General features: G+C 59.4%; 19 protein-coding genes. 7 read left to right on the forward strand and 12 right to left on the reverse strand.

What is annotated here, in order from left to right; genetic code table 11:
- Both Q1A20_RS12950 and Q1A20_RS12955 read right to left on the reverse strand, forming a co-directional pair.
- On the reverse strand, positions 1-723 hold the full coding sequence (locus Q1A20_RS12950) for a GNAT family N-acetyltransferase (RefSeq protein WP_299408330.1): 723 nt from the start codon (positions 721-723) through the stop codon (positions 1-3).
- Positions 720-1,445, reverse strand: a complete 726-nt coding sequence (locus tag Q1A20_RS12955) for a molybdopterin-binding protein (RefSeq protein ID WP_299408333.1) — start codon at positions 1,443-1,445, stop codon at positions 720-722. Before Q1A20_RS12955 ends, Q1A20_RS12950 begins: the two co-directional genes overlap by 4 nt.
- A gap of 50 nt (positions 1,446-1,495) precedes the next feature.
- Here Q1A20_RS12955 and sfsA point away from each other — a divergent pair, with 50 nt between their 5' ends.
- Together sfsA and map are read left to right on the forward strand one after the other, a co-directional pair.
- Entirely contained in the window at positions 1,496-2,203 is a 708-nt protein-coding gene (gene sfsA, locus Q1A20_RS12960; protein WP_299408335.1) for a DNA/RNA nuclease SfsA, read from the forward strand.
- A gap of 65 nt (positions 2,204-2,268) precedes the next feature.
- Positions 2,269-3,087 (forward strand): type I methionyl aminopeptidase, encoded by an 819-nt coding sequence (map, locus tag Q1A20_RS12965; protein WP_299408338.1) that lies wholly within the window; start codon positions 2,269-2,271, stop codon positions 3,085-3,087.
- 187 nt (positions 3,088-3,274) lie between these two features.
- On the opposite strand, the gene rsmD is transcribed toward map, so the two are convergent.
- Both rsmD and Q1A20_RS12975 read right to left on the reverse strand, forming a co-directional pair.
- On the reverse strand, positions 3,275-3,832 hold the full coding sequence (gene rsmD / locus Q1A20_RS12970; protein ID WP_299408343.1) for a 16S rRNA (guanine(966)-N(2))-methyltransferase RsmD: 558 nt from the start codon (positions 3,830-3,832) through the stop codon (positions 3,275-3,277).
- Positions 3,829-5,037 carry an FAD-dependent oxidoreductase gene (locus Q1A20_RS12975; RefSeq protein WP_299408345.1) on the reverse strand — a complete coding sequence of 403 codons (1,209 nt, stop codon included), beginning with the start codon at positions 5,035-5,037 and terminating at the stop codon, positions 3,829-3,831. The genes rsmD and Q1A20_RS12975 overlap by 4 nt, the downstream gene beginning before the upstream one ends.
- A gap of 97 nt (positions 5,038-5,134) precedes the next feature.
- Here Q1A20_RS12975 and Q1A20_RS12980 point away from each other — a divergent pair, with 97 nt between their 5' ends.
- Positions 5,135-5,623, forward strand: coding sequence for a peroxiredoxin (locus tag Q1A20_RS12980; protein ID WP_298974469.1), 489 nt, complete (start codon positions 5,135-5,137; stop codon positions 5,621-5,623).
- A 52-nt stretch (positions 5,624-5,675) separates the two neighbouring features.
- Here Q1A20_RS12980 and Q1A20_RS12985 read toward each other — a convergent pair whose 3' ends face one another.
- From Q1A20_RS12985 to Q1A20_RS13005, 5 genes are read right to left on the reverse strand one after another with little or no spacing between them, the layout of a single operon-like run.
- The gene (locus Q1A20_RS12985; protein WP_298974468.1) at positions 5,676-6,518 is read right to left on the reverse strand and encodes a mechanosensitive ion channel domain-containing protein; all 843 of its coding nucleotides are present in this window, start codon (positions 6,516-6,518) and stop codon (positions 5,676-5,678) included.
- Positions 6,519-6,521: 3 nt separating this feature from the next.
- Positions 6,522-6,818 (reverse strand): 4a-hydroxytetrahydrobiopterin dehydratase, encoded by a 297-nt coding sequence (locus Q1A20_RS12990; RefSeq protein ID WP_299408350.1) that lies wholly within the window; start codon positions 6,816-6,818, stop codon positions 6,522-6,524.
- Positions 6,815-8,002, reverse strand: a complete 1,188-nt coding sequence (locus Q1A20_RS12995) for a GNAT family N-acetyltransferase (protein WP_299408352.1) — start codon at positions 8,000-8,002, stop codon at positions 6,815-6,817. The genes Q1A20_RS12990 and Q1A20_RS12995 overlap by 4 nt, the downstream gene beginning before the upstream one ends.
- Before the next feature lie 47 nt (positions 8,003-8,049).
- Entirely contained in the window at positions 8,050-8,817 is a 768-nt protein-coding gene (locus tag Q1A20_RS13000) for a glycerophosphodiester phosphodiesterase family protein (protein WP_299917056.1), read from the reverse strand.
- Entirely contained in the window at positions 8,814-9,272 is a 459-nt protein-coding gene (locus Q1A20_RS13005; protein WP_298974462.1) for a RidA family protein, read from the reverse strand. Before Q1A20_RS13005 ends, Q1A20_RS13000 begins: the two co-directional genes overlap by 4 nt.
- Before the next feature lie 450 nt (positions 9,273-9,722).
- On the opposite strand from Q1A20_RS13005, the gene Q1A20_RS13010 reads away from it, so the two are divergent.
- A complete protein-coding gene (locus Q1A20_RS13010) occupies positions 9,723-10,502 on the forward strand; it encodes a VacJ family lipoprotein (protein WP_298974460.1) in 780 nt (259 codons plus the stop codon).
- Positions 10,492-11,091 carry a phospholipid-binding protein MlaC gene (locus Q1A20_RS13015; RefSeq protein WP_298974459.1) on the forward strand — a complete coding sequence of 200 codons (600 nt, stop codon included), beginning with the start codon at positions 10,492-10,494 and terminating at the stop codon, positions 11,089-11,091. Before Q1A20_RS13010 ends, Q1A20_RS13015 begins: the two co-directional genes overlap by 11 nt.
- A 107-nt stretch (positions 11,092-11,198) precedes the next feature.
- Here Q1A20_RS13015 and Q1A20_RS13020 read toward each other — a convergent pair whose 3' ends face one another.
- On the reverse strand, positions 11,199-13,394 hold the full coding sequence (locus Q1A20_RS13020; RefSeq protein WP_299917058.1) for a transglycosylase domain-containing protein: 2,196 nt from the start codon (positions 13,392-13,394) through the stop codon (positions 11,199-11,201).
- Between the two features lie 256 nt (positions 13,395-13,650).
- Here Q1A20_RS13020 and Q1A20_RS13025 point away from each other — a divergent pair, with 256 nt between their 5' ends.
- Positions 13,651-13,989, forward strand: coding sequence for a P-II family nitrogen regulator (locus Q1A20_RS13025; protein ID WP_298974997.1), 339 nt, complete (start codon positions 13,651-13,653; stop codon positions 13,987-13,989).
- Positions 13,990-14,016: 27 nt separating this feature from the next.
- Complete coding sequence (locus tag Q1A20_RS13030; RefSeq protein WP_298974456.1) at positions 14,017-15,336, forward strand: ammonium transporter; 1,320 nt, start codon at positions 14,017-14,019, stop codon at positions 15,334-15,336.
- 135 nt (positions 15,337-15,471) lie between these two features.
- On the opposite strand, the gene Q1A20_RS13035 is transcribed toward Q1A20_RS13030, so the two are convergent.
- Together Q1A20_RS13035 and sseA are read right to left on the reverse strand one after the other, a co-directional pair.
- On the reverse strand, positions 15,472-16,701 hold the full coding sequence (locus Q1A20_RS13035; RefSeq protein ID WP_299408365.1) for an amino acid aminotransferase: 1,230 nt from the start codon (positions 16,699-16,701) through the stop codon (positions 15,472-15,474).
- A complete protein-coding gene (gene sseA / locus Q1A20_RS13040; RefSeq protein ID WP_299408368.1) occupies positions 16,656-17,510 on the reverse strand; it encodes a 3-mercaptopyruvate sulfurtransferase in 855 nt (284 codons plus the stop codon). Before sseA ends, Q1A20_RS13035 begins: the two co-directional genes overlap by 46 nt.
- Positions 17,511-17,599: the final 89 nt, after the last annotated feature.

Below are 17,599 nucleotides of genomic sequence, written 5' to 3' on the forward strand. Positions count from 1 at the left end.
TTAGGTTCCTTGCGCGGTTTTGTGTCGGTAATGGTACTGCCCCACGATCTCAAAGCCCAGAGAGGAATAGAGCGCGTTGGCGGCGGTATTCGCCTGTGTGCAGAGCACAGCAATATGGGTTGCCCCCTGTTTTTGGGCCCAGAGGGCCGCCGCCCGCATGACCCATTGCGCCACGCCCTGGCGGCGTTGCTCCGGCAGTATTTCGACCGCATGCACCATGCAGATCGTCTCATGCATCGCAGCAAACGCGGCCCCGGCGGGCTTTTCATTCCAGCGGGCAAGAATACCGGTTTTCACCCCGGCGCGCGCCATCACCGCCAGACGTTCCGGACCGATGCCGCCCTGCGCCCAGATCTCCTCCATGATCGCCAAAGGCTCCCATATGCAGAAGGCTGTGACCCGCGGCACTGGCTTATCCGTCAGTCGGGCAACGGGCGTGCAATAGACGTTGGTGGGGTCAAGGACGTGGTAGCCCTGGGCCGCAAGCCTTTGATCCAGATCTGCATCCTCCGGGCGGATCATGAAGAGCGGGTCCTGCCCATCTTGCCCCATCTCCGCTTCGGCGGCTGCGATATCTGTTTGCTGGGGCAAAGTCTGCGCGGTCGCCGCCGAGGCCCTTTTCCCGCCGCCCGCACCATGGCGCAGCAGCCAGGGTCCTACGGCGCGTTTTGCAGCGGCAGGCCAGGTTGCGTCGATGGCCGCAAACAGCGTTTCAAGTGTCATTTTGGGAACGACTCGGCAAGGCGTTCGATCGCCAGACGCACCAGCGCCGGATCAGAGCCACGGACCACGACATTCGATCCATATTTGCCGCTTTTTTTCTGAAACGGATAAGATCCCATGCTCAAGGTCGGATATTCCGCCGCGAGCGCGCCCAAAGGCCCGGCAATATCCCCTTCGCCGCGATCAATCCGCAGCGTTTCCGAGATCAGCGGCGCGCCTCCGATCAAGGTCGGCAGCAAGCTTTCGACCATGGCCTGGAACACCGACGGTACACCGGCCATCACATGAACATTCCCGAGCGTGAACCCCGGCGCGGAGGAGACCGGGTTATCGATCAACACCGCATCATCGGGAATGCGTGCCATGCGCAAGCGGGCCGCGTTCAACTCTGTCCCGGTGTTCTTGTAATGCGCTTCCAGAATGCTGCGCGCGTCGTCGCGCACATCAATATGCTTGTTGAAAGCCGCAGCGATGCAGTCGGCGGTGATATCATCATGCGTCGGACCGATACCGCCGCTGGTGAAGACGTGGTCATAGCTGGACGACAGCGCCTGAACCGCCGCAACAATCGCATCCGGGTCATCGCTGACGACCCTGACTTCACGCAGATCAATGCCCGCCTCTGTCAGCTTGCCCGCCAGATGGTACATATTGGCATCGCGCGTCCGGCCGGACAGTATTTCGTCGCCGATCACCATCATGGCTGCCGTTGGATTGGGCATCGCTCTGCTCTCCTTGCGTCTCACCTTATGCGAGGTATAGACCTGCGTTTATGCGCTTTCAAACCGATCTTGTACCAGCAACGCTGACCCGCCGTTACAAACGATTTCTGGCGGACTGCGTGCTGGAGGGATCGGGCATGGAAATCACCGCTCATTGTGCCAATCCCGGCTCAATGATGGGTCTGGCCGAGCCGGGCATGCGGGTCTGGCTGGAACCCAATGACGATCCGAAAAAGAAGCTGAAATATGGCTGGCGGCTGGTGGATCATGAGAACGGACATTTTACCGGTGTCGACACATCGCTACCGAACCGCGCGCTCAAGGTGGCTCTGCAAGCGCGGGAATTGGCCCCCTTTGCCGCCTATGATATGGTGCGACCAGAGGTGAAATACGGTGAAAACAGCCGGATCGACTTTCTGCTGCAAGGGGATGGGCTGCCCGACGCCTATGTCGAGGTCAAAAGCGTGACGCTCTCGCGGCAGGCAGGACGGGCCGAATTCCCCGATAGTGTTACCGCCCGCGGTGCCAAGCATCTGGGCGAGCTTGCCACCATGGCCCGCATGGGTCACCGGGCGGTGATGCTCTATCTGGTGCAGCGCACGGATTGCACCAGCTTTGCGCTGGCGGAGGATATCGACCCGGCCTATGCCACGGCCTACCGGGCGGCACGAGATGCAGGCGTTGAAACTATTTGCTATGATACCAATATCTCGCCAAAGGGTATTGCCGTGTCAGGCATGTTGGATATTGCGATCTGAAGGCCCTCTGGCCCTTGGATTTGTTGCGCGTTAAAAGCGCAGAATAAAGATGATGGAGCACTTGCGTGGACGAAAACCTTCGGGGCCGTCATACCAAAGACGGCATACGCATTTATGAAAAGGCTGACTTTGCCGGCATGCATACTGCGGGCGCCCTGGCTGCGCGCATTCTCGATGATGTGGCGGCACTTGTCTTTGTCGGCCAGACCACGGGTGCAATCGACAAGGCCATCACCGAAATGGTTGAGGCCGCCGGGGCCACCTCAGCGACCATCGGATACAAAGGCTACAAGCACGCCAGCTGCATTTCCGTAAACCACGTCGTCTGTCACGGCATTCCAGGTGACAAGACGCTCAAGGACGGCGACATTCTGAACGTCGACGTGACCGTGATCGTCGATGGCTGGTTCGGCGACACCAGCCGCATGTATGTGGCGGGCAAATTGCCCCGCAAGGCTGAACGCCTGATCCAAATCACCCATGACGCGCTGATGCTGGGGATCGAGGCCGTCAAACCCGGCAATACCTTTGGCGACATTGGTCACGCGATTCAGTCTTATGTCGAAAGCCACCGCATGTCGGTGGTGCGTGACTTCTGCGGGCACGGGCTGGGCCGAGTGTTCCACGCGCCCCCCAATGTGCTGCATTACGGACGTCCTGGCACAGGGGCGGTGTTGGAAGAGGGCATGTTCTTCACCATCGAGCCCATGGTCAATCTGGGACGCCCGGAAACCAAGACGCTCTCGGACGACTGGACGGCAGTGACCCGTGACAAATCCCTGTCTGCGCAGTTCGAGCATTCCATTGGGGTGACCGCAAACGGTGCCGACATCTTCACGCTGTCCCCCGGCGGGCTGTTCCACCCGACCTACGCCAAAGATTAGTCTTTCGTTTCAGCCTCGTGGCGCAGAATCTGCAACAGCATGGTCTCGCCTCCCCACGGCTGGACCGCATCTCCGATAAAGATCGGCGCGGGGCGAGGTTGGGGTGGTTTTGCTGCCGCCCGTTCGAGTGAGAAGGTCGGCCAGAAGAAAGAGAGTGCTGATGTGAACATGCGCGACCGATAGCATATCAGGCGGCTGATTTCGACAATAAGGTAATATGCGTGTCCCCGTATCTGCGCTGATCCGCTGGCGAGAAACCACCGGGCGTCGGCATCGGCTGCGCTTCCTCCCAGACAACGAAAGCGTCCTCGGCCAGCCAGCCACCTGCCACGGCGGCCTCAAGCGCTTTCAACCCCAAATTCTTGCCGTAAGGCGGATCGAGAAACACCAGATCAAAGGGATCCGCGTCACAGGGTGGCAGCCGCGTTGCATCTCGCTGGATTACCCGCGTCCCTTCGGTTGCGCGCAGTTTGTCGATGTTCTGACGGATCAGCTTTTGTGCCACGCGGCCATCGTCGACAAAGGTCACATGCGCCGCCCCGCGCGATAACGCCTCAAGCCCCAGCGCGCCGGTCCCCGCAAAAAGGTCCAACACGCGCGCATCGTCGATCACATCATGGTGGCTCAGGACGCTGAAAAGGCTTTCACGCACGCGGTCGGTTGTGGGGCGCAGATGCGCACCCTTGTCGCCCTTACCGACGCTCGCAAGGGCGGTGCCGCGATATCGCCCGGCAATGATCCTCACGCCTGTAAAAGCGGTTTCAGATCAGCACCGGGATCGCCGACAACCGCAGGATCAGCGGTCTTTCCGGCCTCGATCAGGCGCTTTCCGATCATATAGGCGCGCGAGTCATTCATTGCATCCACGGCCAGCAGATCGCCATCGCGGTAGTACCAGAAGGAAGCGGTTTGCCCTACGCCGACGCGGCTGACGACATCCGTATACCCGGTGTTCAGGCCCGCAATCTGCAGCTTCACGTCATATTGATCAGACCAGAACCAGGGCTTGGCGATATATTCTTTTTCAGCGCCCATGATGTTCTCGGCGACCACTTCGGCCTGATCAATGGCATTGGGCACGCTTTCCAGCCGAATGCGCCCGCCGCGATAGGGGAAGGAGGCGCAATCGCCCGCCGCCCAGATATGCGGATCAGATGTACGTCCCTGCGCATCAACCTTGATCCCGTTGTCGATGGCCAGCCCCGCTGCCTCAGCCAAGGCGGTTGCCGGCGCAATTCCAACGCCCGCAATGACAAAATCAACGCTCAATTCCGTCCCATCGCTCAAAACGGCCCCGGTCACCGTTTCCTCGCCGATCAACCGGTCGAGGCCTGTGCCTTCGAGGATGTTCACGCCATGGGAGTGGTGCAGGTCTCTAAAATAATCGCTGGTCTGCGGGGTCGCGACACGTTGCAGGATGCGCTCTGCCATCTCGACCAGGGTAACCTCAAGCCCCAGTTTGGCAGCGACGGAGGCCGCCTCCAAACCGATGTAACCGCCGCCCACGATCAAAACGCGCTTGCCCGCCTGGAAATGCGGCGCCATCGCATCGACATCCGCCAGATCACGCACCACAAACACCCCGTTCAGATCGCCGCCGATACTACTGGGTAAACGGCGCGGCACAGAGCCCGTTGTCAGCACCAGATCATCATAGTGCAAGGCCTCGGACCCAAGCGTGACCGTCCGGCGCGCCGGATCGATTGCCGTCACCTCCGCATCCATGCGCAACGTGATGTCGCTCTCCGAATAGAAGGTTTCCGGGCGCAAAAAGAGCCGCTCCAAGGCCATGTCGCCCATCAGATAAGCCTTGGACAGAGGCGGACGCTGATAGGGTGGCACCGGTTCCGCGCCGATCAGTGTGATCGCATCTTTGCAGCCGCTGTTGCGTAGTTTCGCGACGCAGGAAGACCCCGCCTGCCCGGCTCCGATCACGACGATGTGGCGCATGGGGCCCCCTTTTGTTAACCATTTCTTCTGGTGCTGCCCAAGGCCGCAGCCTATATCCACTGCAACGACAAACGCAATTGCAAGAAAGGCGTATCACATGACGATTTCTCAAGGCGACCAGCTACCCGACGCAACACTGGTGGAAATGGGCGCAGACGGACCATCGCCTGTCTCGATGGCCGACAAAACCAAAGGCCGCAAAGTTGTGATCTTCGCCGTGCCGGGGGCCTATACGCCGACCTGCCATTCGGCGCATGTGCCAAGCTTTGTGCGGACCAAAGACCAGTTTGACGCGAAAGGTGTGGATGAGATCATCTGCGTCTCCGTCAATGATCCCTTCGTTTTGAAAGCCTGGGGCGAGGTCACCGGTGCAACAGCTGCGGGCATCACCATGCTGGGCGACACGGAAAGCGCGTTTACCAAATCGATTGGCATGGAATTTGACGCCCCGCCCGCAGGGTTGCTGTCACGCTCCAAACGCTATGCGATGCTGGTGGAAGACGGCAAAGTGACGCTCTTTCAGCCCGAGGAAAGCCCCGGCATGTGCGAAGTCTCCGCCGGGGAAGCGCTGCTCGACAACATGTGAGACAAGAAAAGGCCCGGAGCGGATGCTGCGGGTCTCTTTCGATGCAGCAAACCTACGAGGCCTGAACGATGGTCGTGGTGGGGAAGGGAATGTCGATCTGCCCCTTGTCCAGCGCCTCTTTGACGGCGCGCTTCATATCCGCCTGATAGGCGAAGTATTCCGAGGCATCGACCCAGACGCGCACCAGAAAATCCACCGAACTTGCGCCCAGATTATTGACCTGAATGAACGGCGCCGGATCGGATTTGGAGCGCGGGTCCGCCATGATCGTGTCCAGAATGATCCGCTCGGCATCCGCCAGATTGACCCCGTATCCGACCCCGAAAGACCACTCCGCACGGCGCGTCGGGTTGCTGGAATAATTCGTGATCACATTGCCCCAGACCTGCGCATTCGGGATAATAACCTGCACGTTGCTGACATCCGCCAGCTCAGTGAAGTTCAAAGTGATGGCTTTGACGGTTCCCATGGTCCCGCCAACATCGACAAAATCGCCAAGTTTGATGGGCCGAAAGAGGATCAGCATCACGCCCGCCGCGATGTTGGACAGCGTTCCTTGCAGGGCCAGGCCAATCGCGAGGCCCGCGGCACCGATGATCGCCACCACGGAGGTCGTCTGCACGCCGAAAGTGTTGAGAACAAAAAGAAAGGTGAACCCAAGCACCAGATACCGCACAATCGATGACAGAAAGTCGAAGAGCATGTCATCAAGATGCGCGTATTTGAAGCCCAGCGCCCGAACGCGGCGTTGCAGCCAGGCCGAGATGGTCCACCCGACAAAGAGGATTGCGATCGCTGCCAGCACCGACCCTGCCGTGCTGAGCAGAAAGTCCAAAGTAAGCAGATCCGACACGGTTTTCCCCTGCCAGATTTCAGTCGCTAACAACTCATCCATCGTTTACTCCGCCAGACTGTCCATTTTGCGCGCAAGCTTTGCGTCGAGCGCGCTAATGCCATCGACGTCGTGGGTGGTCAACACCACCTGCACAGTCTTGTAAACGTTGTGCCATTCGGGATGGTGATCCCATTTCTCGGCCCAGAGGGCGACGCGGGTCATCCACCCGAAGGCATCCACGAAGTTTTTGAAAACAAAAGTTTTCTGGATCGCGTCGCGTCCGTCCACCATTTCCCAGCCCGCGGCAAAGAGGGGCTCCAGCAGCGGGCCTCTGGTTTCTTCGCTCAGTTTTTCTGTCATTCCTGTTCCTCAACATCTGCCCGTCTGAACGGGCCAAATTCGGTCAACACATTTATCTCCTCATCCACAGCGTCGCGTTCGGCCTTGAGATAACTGTCTATAGCATTCGCGAAACTGGGATCATTCACCCAATGCAAAGACCACGTCGGGTTCGGCAAATAGCCGCGTGCCAGCTTGTGTTCGCCCTGTGCGCCGGCTTCGACGCGGTCGAGCCCCATTTCGATCGCGATGTCGATGGCGCGATAATAACAAAGCTCAAAATGCAGACAGGGGTGATGCTCGGTGCATCCCCAATACCTGCCGTATAACGCCTGAGCCCCGATAAAGTTCAGCGCGCCCGCCACCCAGCGGCCGTTCCGTTCCGCCAGAACCAGCGCGATGTCATCCCGCAAGGCTTCCTGCGCGATGTCGAAAAACCGCCGGGTCAGATAGGGTGTCCCCCATTTGCGCGCGCCGGTATCCTGATAAAACCGCCAGAAGGCATCCCAATGCTCCGGCTGCAGCGCATCCCCGGTAATCGTGTGGATCTCACCGCCAAAGTTTTGCGCCTGCCGCCGTTCTTTTCTGATGTTCTTGCGCTTGCGCGAGCTCAGGGACGCAAGGAAATCGTCGAATTGAGCGTAGCCATCGTTCTGCCAGTGAAACTGCTGCGTCTTGCGCAGCATCAGCCCGATGGCTGCGCCGCGTTGCGCTTCCTCTTCGGTACAAAAGGTCAGGTGCAAAGACGAAATGTTGTTGTTATCCGCCAGTTGCACCGCGCCCTGGATCAGTGCAGCGGTGCCCGCGTCCTCGAACCCCGGCCTGACGAGCAGCCGCCTGCCCGTCGCCGGTGTGTGTGGCACCGCAATCTGCAGTTTCGGATAGTATCGCCCGCCCGCGCGCTCGTAGGCATGCGCCCAGTTGTGATCAAAGATATACTCACCCTGACTGTGGGATTTGACGTACATCGGCGCCACGCCAATCAACTGCCCCGACACATAGGCCGTCAGGTATTGCGGCTGCCAGCCCGTGCCGGTGCCGACGGATCCGCTTTCTTCAAGCGCGCTCAGAAACCGGTAGGTGGTGAAGGGATCATTGGGCCGCGCGCCATCTGTGGCCTCGGGACAGGCGCAGGCATCCCAATCCTGCGCGTCGATTGCGCGCAGCGACGGAATGATCCGGATTTCGAATTCCTGTTCCTGCATCAACTTTACCCTTGCCCCTGCCTAAGGTGTGGCCCCGACGCCCCGGATCAAGCGGGAAGCGCCGCGAGGTACTGCTCAAAGGTAATATTCTGCGCAACCTTGCGCGCCTTTGCTTCATCTTCCGGCGATCTCACTGTCCAGCAAAGCACCGCAGCACCCCGCGCTTTCAATTCCGCCACGCGCGGGTGATCGAGATCATGGATGCTGTGACTGATGAAGCTGCACTCCGCCCTCTCGTAGTCAGGAATTTCGCGCAGATGCACACGTGTCTCAGCTGGCAGCGACCAATTCTTTTCCTCATAGGCTTCGGTCACAAGACCGCGTGGGGTCTCCGGGCATAGCGCCGCCATCCGGATCACAGAATGCGGGTTGAACGACATGACACCTACCGGCCCTGAATACCCTTCCAATGCGCTGGCAACAGCCGCTTCCAACGGACCGACATCCGGCCCCATTGCGCCATCCTGATCCTTGATTTCGATCAGTAGGGGCACCTGCCCGGCCACCAGTGACAGGATTTCCGGCAGATCGGGGATGCCCTCCTCACCGCCGCGTAAAGCTGTCTGCGCCAAAGTCGCCGCGGTTTGTGCCCGAATGGGACCTGATGCCTCGGCCAGTCGGTCCAGCGCGTAGTCGTGAAAGACCAAGGCCTGCGCATCAGCGCTTTGCTGCACGTCGATCTCGATCCCATAGCCTGCGGCAATCGCCGCACGGATGGCCGCCCGGCTGTTTTCCGGCCGGCCGTCTGACACATCATGCAAGGCACGATGTGCCAGCGGCGTGGTCAGAAAGGGTTCTGGCAGGGCGACCTTCATTTGATTTCAAAGATACCTTCGATCTCAACCGCAACGCCCAAGGGCAGAGCCGCTGCCGAAACGGCAGAGCGCGCATGGCGGCCCGCATCGCCCAGGGCCTCAACCAGGAAATCTGACGCGCCGTTGATCACCTTGGGCTGATCGGTGAAATCAGCCGTCGAATTAACGAAACCCGTCAGCTTGACCACACGGAGCAGACCATCGATGTCACCCCCGCAAGCCGCTTTGACCTGTGCCAGCAGGCTGATCGCACAGAGGCGCGCAGCCGCAGCCCCGGCGTCGACGTCCATATCCGCGCCCAGCTTGCCCGTCACCAGCCCATCGGGGCCATTTGAGATCTGCCCCGAAACATAAAGGGTGCTGCCGGATTTCACGAAAGGCACGTAGTTGGCCGCAGGGGCTGGCGCATCGGGCAGAGACACACCAAGGTCGGCAAGGCGGGAAGCAAAACTCATAGTAGGGTCCTTTTGAGTAAGATCAAAGCGATATTCTGCCGAGTAATGACGCATTCCGGTCAAGGGTGCAATTTGAGCTTCTGCACACTTCACCAATCTGCGCAAATGCCAAACCGCCTTGGCTATGCCGAACCGAAATTATGTTATGCGTGACTGCAGGTGTGGCCGCTCCACCCGATTAAACTATTGATAATAAAATATAATTTTTAACCCGCACAACGCGAAAGTGGTCGGGATTGGTCAAGAGCAGCAGGTTCCACCTACCCGTCGCTCACATTTCCGCTTACAAGTCTCACCTTGTGGCCGTTGCTGTGGACGTTATACGCACAATCAAGTTAGAGTTGCGCTGTCGCGCTTCTGCCACATCATACGATTACCCACCTGTTGCCCCCTAGGCATCCTCACAAAAAGAATTACCTACCTCTCCACAGTTTTTGCAGGATCATCCCAGTGTCTCTTTCCTTAAAAATCAAGGCTTTCGCGCGACCCTCTGTTCTTCTGGTTGCTGCGCTGACGTTGAGCGCCTGTGCCACATCGCAGGACGTGGCCACCCGTTCCAATGGAATCAACGATCCCTATGAGACGCAGAACCGCAAAGTCCACGCGTTCAACAAGGGTCTGGACAAAAACCTGGTCCGCCCGGTGGCGCAGGGCTACGGCGTTGTGCCCGTTGAGATGCGGAATACTGTCAACAATTTCTCTGAAAACCTTGGCATGCCGGGTGTTGCGATCAATAGCCTGTTGCAGGGTGACCTGCGCGGCACCGGTATTGCCACCTTGCGTTTCGTGATGAACACGACCATAGGGATCGGTGGCTTCTTTGATGCGGCGGATGAGCTCAAGATCCCCGCCCATGACACCGATTTTGGCGAAACCCTGTCCGTCTGGGGCGTTGGCGAAGGCGCTTACATCGAATTGCCGGTCTTTGGACCCTCCACTCAGCGTGACACGGTTGGTCTGGTGGTCGATTTCTTCACCAACCCGCTGACCTACAACACACTCGACGGCGATGCCGAGTTGATCCCGCCCACGGCCAAGGGTGGTGCCGTCCTGAACGACCGGGAACGGTTCAGCGACACCATCGATTCGGTGCTCTACGAAAGCACCGACAGCTATTCACAGTCTCGTTTGATCTATCTTCAGAACCGCCGTTTCGAATTGGGCCAGGAGGCCCGCGAAGACGTCGACCCATTTGCAGCAGACCCATATGAGGACCCCTATGCTGAGTAATCTCAACCGCAGAGATTTTTTCCTGAGTACCGCCGCTTTCGCGCTACTGACGGCGCAGCCCGCGCTTGCTTTGACCGAGACAGATGCCCGCAAACTCGTGGACGAGGTTGTCGCGGACATTGACCGGGTCATCAGTTCCGGTCAGTCCGACAGCGCCGTCCTGCGCGAGTTCGAAAAGCTCTTCGTGCGCTACGCGGACGTCAACATCATGGCGCAATACGCGCTGGGAGCGGATGGCCGCTCCGCGTCTGCATCGCAAAAGCGTGCGTTCAATGATGCCTTTACCGGCTATATAGCCCGGAAATACGGCAAGCAGTTCCGTGATTTCATCGGCGGCCGTGTCGAGGTGCAATCCGCGCGTCAGATCAAGGCCGGCTATGAAATCAATACGCTGGCCTACCTGCGCGGCGACGGGCCTTTTGAGGTTTCCTTCCATGTTTCTGACAAGTCCGGCAGAAACAAGTTCTTCAACATCTTCATCGAAGGCGTCAACTTGCTCCTGACAGAACGGAGCGAGATCGGCTCGATGCTTGACCGCCGGGGCGGCGACATCAACGCGATGATCGCGGACCTTAAGAAGGCGGGGTAAGGCACCTCCCAAACAACTCGGGTCCCCCAAGGCTGCTTGAAAACGAGATTTCAACGCCCTTTTCGGGACCCGATGTTTAAGGTGTTCTCAGAAGGGCTGAACCCGATCTAGCGATCGCCGCCATTGGCATTTGGCGGCGTATTTCCGGACCCGCCGCCACCGCCCAGAATATCGCGCAATAGACCTTCCAGAACTCCGACCGCACCGCCGCCCTGTTGGCCCCCGCTCGGTTCGCGGACCTCCCCGGATTGTGAGGGCAACATCAGGGGCAAAGGCTTGAGCGGCACACCTTCATGCACGCGCATCATGGTCTCACGCCAGATGTCGGCAGGCAGACCCGCGCCTGTGACGCCGGTCAAGGGAGTGTTGTCGTCATATCCCATCCAGACCCCCGCCACGTAATCCGCAGAGAACCCGACGAACCAGGCGTCGCGTGCGGCCTGCGTCGTGCCGGTCTTGCCTGCCAGCTGACGCCCGCCAAACTGCGCGCGCTTGCCGGTCCCTTCGGAGACCACTTTCTCCATCATGTAGATGAGCTGCCGCGCCGCCGGTTCCTGCACCACCCGCTCACCAATGCCGCCGCCGGTCCCCATCAACGGCTCATCGTCGCCCAAAAGCCGAAGCTCGACGAGACCGTAAGGAACGACAGACGATCCACCGTTCAGAATGCCCGCATAGGCACCGGTCATTTCGATCAGCGTGCTTTCGGACGCGCCCAGCGCCAGTGCCGGCCCCGCGGCAAGATCGCTCTGCAGGCCGAATTCACTGGCAACCTGCCGCACGAGATCACGACCCACGAATTCCGAAACCTTGACTGCTGGAATGTTCAGGCTGTCCTGCAAGGCTTGGGTCAAGGAAACCTTGCCATAGAACCTGTTGGTGTAGTTGCGCGGTGACCAGGGGCCCGACCCGGGGATATTAATGGTCAGCGGTTCATCTACAACCGTGTCATTCGGGGAATACCCCAGATCAAGGGCTGCCGCATAAACGAACGGCTTGAAAGCTGAACCGGTCTGGCGTTTCGCCTGAACCGCGCGATTAAATGCCCCCGCGACCTTGGTCTTGCGCCCGCCCACCATCGCGCGCACCGCGCCGTCGGCAGACATCACAACGATGGCGGCCTGCGCTTTGCTGCCGTCGCGGATCTTGTTCTCGAACACCCATTGCATGGCCTCATCCGCGGCGCGCTGAATGCGTTGATCCAGGGTGGTTCTGATGATCACATCTTCGGTGGTCTTCCGGGTGAAGAATTCTGGCCCTGACGACATCACCCAATCGGCAAAATACCCGCCCGCGCGCGCTTCGGCCGCCTGTGACAGCTGCGCAGGTTTGCTTTGGGCATCGCGGGCTTCGGCGTCCGACAGATAACCTTGTTCATTCATCAAGCGAACAATCGTTGCCGCCCGCCCCTGCGACCGCGTGAGGTCATTCGTCGGTGCGAAGCGTGTGGGGGCCACCAGAAGCCCCGCAAGCATCGCAGCTTCCGCCGGGTTCACATTTGCGGCTGACTTACCGAAATATCGCTGGCTTGCCGCTTCGAACCCACGCGCCCCCGCGCCCAGAAAGGCACGGTTCATGTAGATCGTCAGGATGTCGTCCTTGGAGTATTTCGCCTCCATCGCCAGCGCGTAGATGGCCTCGGACGCCTTGCGTTTGATCGTACCGCGACGACACTCCGCCTCGTATTCCGCTTCCGACTGAACGGTCGGATCGAACGGCACACCGAGGCACAGGAGCTTGGCCACCTGCTGCGTAATCGTGGACCCGCCGTGCCCGGACAAGGGACCGCGCCCCTCACTGAGGTTGATGCGCACAGCACTTGCAATGCCCCGCGGGCTGAGGCCGAAGTGGCGGTAGAACCGTTTGTCTTCGGTCGCAACAATCGCGTTGCGCAGATGTGGCGAGACCGTATCCGCCGTAACAACGCCACCGAACTGATCACCACGCCAGGCAAAAACCTGCCCGGCATCGTCCAGCATGGTCACCGACCCGCGCGCGCGCGCATCCAACAGCTCGGTCACGTCTGGCAGCGTGGTATAGAAGTATCCAACCATCAGCCCCAGCATCAGGCAAACCACCGCGCCGATCCGCCAGGTCACACGCCAGATCAGACGCAAGATCCAGCGGATGATGCGTTGAAAGAAGCCTATGATACCGCCGCGCTTCTTCGTTGGCGTGCGGCGCCGCGCTGTCTTGCGCGGTTTTGCTTTCGGCTTGGCCTTGGGTTTGCGCGTCTTTTTCGGTTGCGCACCGTAGCGCTTATCCGCGACCAGTGGCCGCCTGCCTTTGCGTGAATCACTCATGAAGAACCTGCCCGGCCCAGTGTTGTTTTGTGCAGCTTACCCCGGCTGGACGGAATTGTTGAGGTGGTGGCAGTACGAAAGATCATTATTTGTCTGATTAATTTTTAAGCGGTTTTTTCGAAACGCCCAATAATTGATCAACTCACTTCGGTTTCTCCCGAGAACCACCCCCCGAAACTTTCATGTTCACGACCCGATGACGTTTTCTTCAGGCGCAACCATTGCAGAGAACTCTGCCAAGTTAAGGGGACACGAGGTGAAACTCATCATTGCAACAATCAAGCCGTTCAAGCTGGAGGAGGTGCGTGAAGCACTGACCGAAGCCGGAGTGCGCGGCATGATGGTAACCGAAATCAAAGGTTTTGGCTCACAGTCAGGTCACACCGAAATCTATCGCGGCGCTGAATACGCGGTGAATTTCGTGCCGAAGGTCAAAATCGAGATCGTCGTGGCGGCAAGCGCCGTCGATCAGGTGGTCGAAACGATCACCAAGACCGCGCACACAGGAAAAATCGGCGACGGCAAGATTTTCGTTCTGAGTGTCGATCAGGCCGTTCGCGTCCGTACCGGCGAAACCAACGAAGACGCGCTGTGAAGTCGCTGTAGCTTAGGGATAAGACTTATGAAAAACCTCAAAACATTCGCCATCGCAGCGGCGCTGACCGCGCTGCCGACGCTGGCTCTCGCACAGGACGCGGCACCGGGCTTCGATGAAATCGGCCCGTATATCATGACGACGCTCCTGTTCCTCGTGGCTGGCTTCCTGGTCTTCTTCATGGCCGCGGGCTTTGCGATGCTCGAAGCAGGCCTCGTGCGGTCCAAGAACGTGACCATGCAGCTGACCAAGAACATCGCGCTCTATTCTTTCGCCGCGATCATGTATTGGCTCATCGGTTTCAACCTGATGTACCCGGGCGACGGCTGGATCATTGCCGGTTGGGTGGGCCCATTCTTCTCCACAACAACGCTTGACCCAGTCGGTGTTGCGGCTGCGGATGCAGCACTGGATTATGCCTCCATCGGGTCGGACTTCTTCTTCCAGTTGGTCTTTGTCGCCGCCACAGCATCGATTGTGTCAGGTGCACTGGCCGAGCGGATCAAGCTGTGGCCATTCCTGGTCTTCGTGATCATCCTCACGGGCGTCATGTATCCCATATCCGGGTCCTGGCAGTGGGGCGGCGGCTGGCTGTCCGAAGCAGGCTTCTCCGACTTCGCCGGTTCCACCGTCGTGCACTCCGTTGGCGGTTGGGCCGCTCTGGCCGGTGCCATCGTGCTTGGTCCACGTCTGGGCAAGTACAAGGACGGCCGCGTGAACCCGATGCCCGGCTCCAACCTGGCGCTTGCGACCTTGGGGACGTTCATCCTGTGGCTCGGCTGGTTCGGCTTCAACGGCGGTTCGCAGCTTGCCATGGGCACTGTCGGTGATGTGTCCGACGTCTCGCGTATCTTCGCCAACACCAACATGGCGGCGGCTGCCGGTGCTGTAACAGCTCTGATCCTGACGCAGGTCATGTACAAGAAAGTGGACCTGACCATGGTGCTGAACGGCGCGCTTGCGGGCCTTGTCTCCATCACCGCCGAACCCCTGGCGCCAACGCTCTTCGGCGCGCTCTGGATTGGTGCCATTGGTGGCGTGATTGTGGTCTTCGCCGTGCCGATGCTGGATAAGTTCAAAATCGACGATGTGGTCGGCGCAATCCCTGTTCACCTTCTGGCGGGCATCTGGGGCACCATCGCTGTCATCTTCTACGGTGACGCCAGCCTCGGTACGCAGTTGATGGGGATCATTGGCTACGGTGTCTTCACCTTCGTGGCTAGCCTTATTGTCTGGTCCATCTTGAAGGCCACCATGGGTATCCGTGTCAGCGAAGAGGCTGAGATCAACGGCCTCGACACCAGTGAGCTGGGTATGGAAGCCTATCCGGACTTCTCCAAGGGTTAAGCCCTGTCAGAACGAACTAAAAAGCCCGGGCCTTCGCGCCCGGGCTTTCTTTTGCAAACAGCCATGCGGCCTCACATTCTTCTGGCCCTAAATATCCCCGCCGAAGGCAAATACCTCTTACCCTCCGCGCCAACATCAGACACCCGCGTCGATGATCGCCTTGGCCAGAATGGGCACGGTTTCGGCGTTCAGCCCCGCAATGTTCATGCGACTGTCCGCCACCATATAGATGCCGTTTTTCTCCCGCATCTCCTCGACCTTTTGCGGCGTCGTACCCAGTCGGGAAAACATCCCCCGGTGCTGCGCAATAAAACCAAACCGGTCAGATCCGGACAGGCGCTGCAACTCGCTGGCCAATTGAGTCCGCAGGCCCAGCATGCTGCTGCGCACCTCTTCAACCTCAGCCATCCAGTCCTGGCGCAGTGCCTCATCGTTCAGGATCATCGTCACCAGCCGCGCCCCATGATCCGGCGGGAAAGAAAAATTCTGCCGGTTCAGAAACGCCAGCGTGTCCTGATGCAGCTTGCGGGCCTCCGCATTCTGGCTCACCGCCATCAACAGGCCGGTCCTTTCGCGGTAAATGCCGAAGTTCTTCGAGCAGCTGGCGGCAATCAGGCACTCCGGCACCGACGCGGCAACCAGACGCGTTGCCGCTGCATCTTCCTCCAGACCATCTCCGAACCCCTGATACGCAATATCGATCATCGGCACGGCACCGGTGTCGTTCAACACCTCCACAACCGCCTGCCATTCCGTCATGTTCAGGTTTGCACCCGTCGGGTTATGACAACAGCCGTGCAGCAGCACGACATCGCCCGCCTTGGCCTGCCGCAGGTCTTCCATCATGCCATCGAAATCGACACCGCGGCTTTCATCGTCAAAGTACCGGTACCGCACCACCTCGATGCCAAGATACCCCAGGATCGAAATGTGGTTTGGCCAGGTTGGGTCGGATACGAAAACCCGCGCCTCAGGTCGCGCCATTTGGATCAGTTCAAAGGCCTGCCGCACGGCACCTGTGCCGCCCGGCGTTGCGACCGCTGCGATGGTGTCGCGCGCCACGGCGTCGGACAGGACAAGCTTGATCATCGCGTCCGAAAACGCAGGATCGCCCGCCAGCCCGGTGTAGACCTTGGTGTTTTCCTGCTCCCAAAGCTGTTGCTCTGCGGTTTTGATCGCACGCATCACGGGTGTCAGGCCCGTTGCATCCTTATAGACCCCTACGCCCAGATCAATCTTGGTCTGGCGCGGATCGTCCTTGTACATCTGCATCAGGGCAAGAATGCCATCGGCAGGTCGTTTTTCCAGGGTTTCAAACATCAAGCGTCTCCGGTTGCGACGGGTACCGTGGGGAACATCCCCCATTCGGCCCAAGATCCATCATAAAGCGACCAATGCGCATGGCCCAGACGTTCCAGCGCCAGTGCCAGAATGGCCGCGGTTACGCCGGACCCACAGGTGGTGATGATGGGCATCCTTAAATCAACACCAGCTGCGTTAAAGATCGCGCGGCAGGCCTCAGGGTCTTTCATCGTCTTGTCAGTATTCAACAGGTCGGCATAGGGCACGTTGCGCGACCCCGGAATGTGACCGGCGCGCAGCCCATCACGCGGCTCCGGCGCTTCTCCGCGAAACCGCGAGGCAGCGCGGGCGTCAACGATCACATGATCGCCAAGCTTGGACGCGGAGGAGACCTGCGTGACATCGCGCACCAATTGGTTCTGCATCCGCACGGTCATGTGACGGTCGCGGATGATCGGAGGCATGTCCTCCACCGGATGCCCCTCCGCTTGCCATTTTGGAAATCCACCGTCCAGCACGGCCACGTTTTCCTGCCCCATCAGACGAAAAAGCCACCAAACGCGGGCGGCCGACAGCAGCCCGGCCCCATCATAGACCACAACCTGATGCCCATCCCCCACGCCCATCGCACGCAGACGCGACATGAATTTCTCAACGGGGGGCGCCATATGCGGCAGATCGGAACGGTGATCCGAAATCTCGTCAATGTCGAAAAACCGCGTGCCTGGAATGTGCCCCGCATCGTATTCGGCGCGCGCATCGCGGCCCGCTTCGGGCAGATACCAAGAGGCATCCAAAATCCGCAGATCGGGGTCTTTCAGGTGTTGGGCCAACCATGCGGTGGACACCAGTGTTTTTGGATCATCAGCCATGCGAGTCTCCCGGCAGTGCAAATCAAACTCTGGGTACCGCCCACGGGCTTTGGTATCAAGTCCGCTTGCGCAGCGATGGCCAGCAGCCC

This window comes from uncultured Roseobacter sp. (assembly GCF_947501835.1).
Taxonomy (GTDB): domain Bacteria; phylum Pseudomonadota; class Alphaproteobacteria; order Rhodobacterales; family Rhodobacteraceae; genus Roseobacter.

What these genes read in the sequence shown, in the direction of transcription:
- sfsA (WP_299408335.1), top strand. Translation starts at nt 1,496, where the DNA reads ATGCGCTTTCAAACCGATCTTGTACCAGCAACGCTGACCCGCCGTTAC.
- Q1A20_RS12990 (WP_299408350.1), bottom strand. Translation starts at nt 6,818, where the DNA reads ATGACAGAAAAACTGAGCGAAGAAACCAGAGGCCCGCTGCTGGAGCCC.
- Q1A20_RS13030 (WP_298974456.1), top strand. Translation starts at nt 14,017, where the DNA reads ATGAAAAACCTCAAAACATTCGCCATCGCAGCGGCGCTGACCGCGCTG.
- Q1A20_RS12975 (WP_299408345.1), bottom strand. Translation starts at nt 5,037, where the DNA reads ATGCGCCACATCGTCGTGATCGGAGCCGGGCAGGCGGGGTCTTCCTGC.
- Q1A20_RS12995 (WP_299408352.1), bottom strand. Translation starts at nt 8,002, where the DNA reads ATGCAGGAACAGGAATTCGAAATCCGGATCATTCCGTCGCTGCGCGCA.
- Q1A20_RS13035 (WP_299408365.1), bottom strand. Translation starts at nt 16,701, where the DNA reads ATGGGGGATGTTCCCCACGGTACCCGTCGCAACCGGAGACGCTTGATG.
- Q1A20_RS12950 (WP_299408330.1), bottom strand. Translation starts at nt 723, where the DNA reads ATGACACTTGAAACGCTGTTTGCGGCCATCGACGCAACCTGGCCTGCC.
- Q1A20_RS13020 (WP_299917058.1), bottom strand. Translation starts at nt 13,394, where the DNA reads ATGAGTGATTCACGCAAAGGCAGGCGGCCACTGGTCGCGGATAAGCGC.
- Q1A20_RS13015 (WP_298974459.1), top strand. Translation starts at nt 10,492, where the DNA reads ATGCTGAGTAATCTCAACCGCAGAGATTTTTTCCTGAGTACCGCCGCT.
- Q1A20_RS13005 (WP_298974462.1), bottom strand. Translation starts at nt 9,272, where the DNA reads ATGAGTTTTGCTTCCCGCCTTGCCGACCTTGGTGTGTCTCTGCCCGAT.
- Q1A20_RS12980 (WP_298974469.1), top strand. Translation starts at nt 5,135, where the DNA reads ATGACGATTTCTCAAGGCGACCAGCTACCCGACGCAACACTGGTGGAA.
- Q1A20_RS13000 (WP_299917056.1), bottom strand. Translation starts at nt 8,817, where the DNA reads ATGAAGGTCGCCCTGCCAGAACCCTTTCTGACCACGCCGCTGGCACAT.
- Q1A20_RS12985 (WP_298974468.1), bottom strand. Translation starts at nt 6,518, where the DNA reads ATGGATGAGTTGTTAGCGACTGAAATCTGGCAGGGGAAAACCGTGTCG.
- sseA (WP_299408368.1), bottom strand. Translation starts at nt 17,510, where the DNA reads ATGGCTGATGATCCAAAAACACTGGTGTCCACCGCATGGTTGGCCCAA.
- Q1A20_RS12955 (WP_299408333.1), bottom strand. Translation starts at nt 1,445, where the DNA reads ATGCCCAATCCAACGGCAGCCATGATGGTGATCGGCGACGAAATACTG.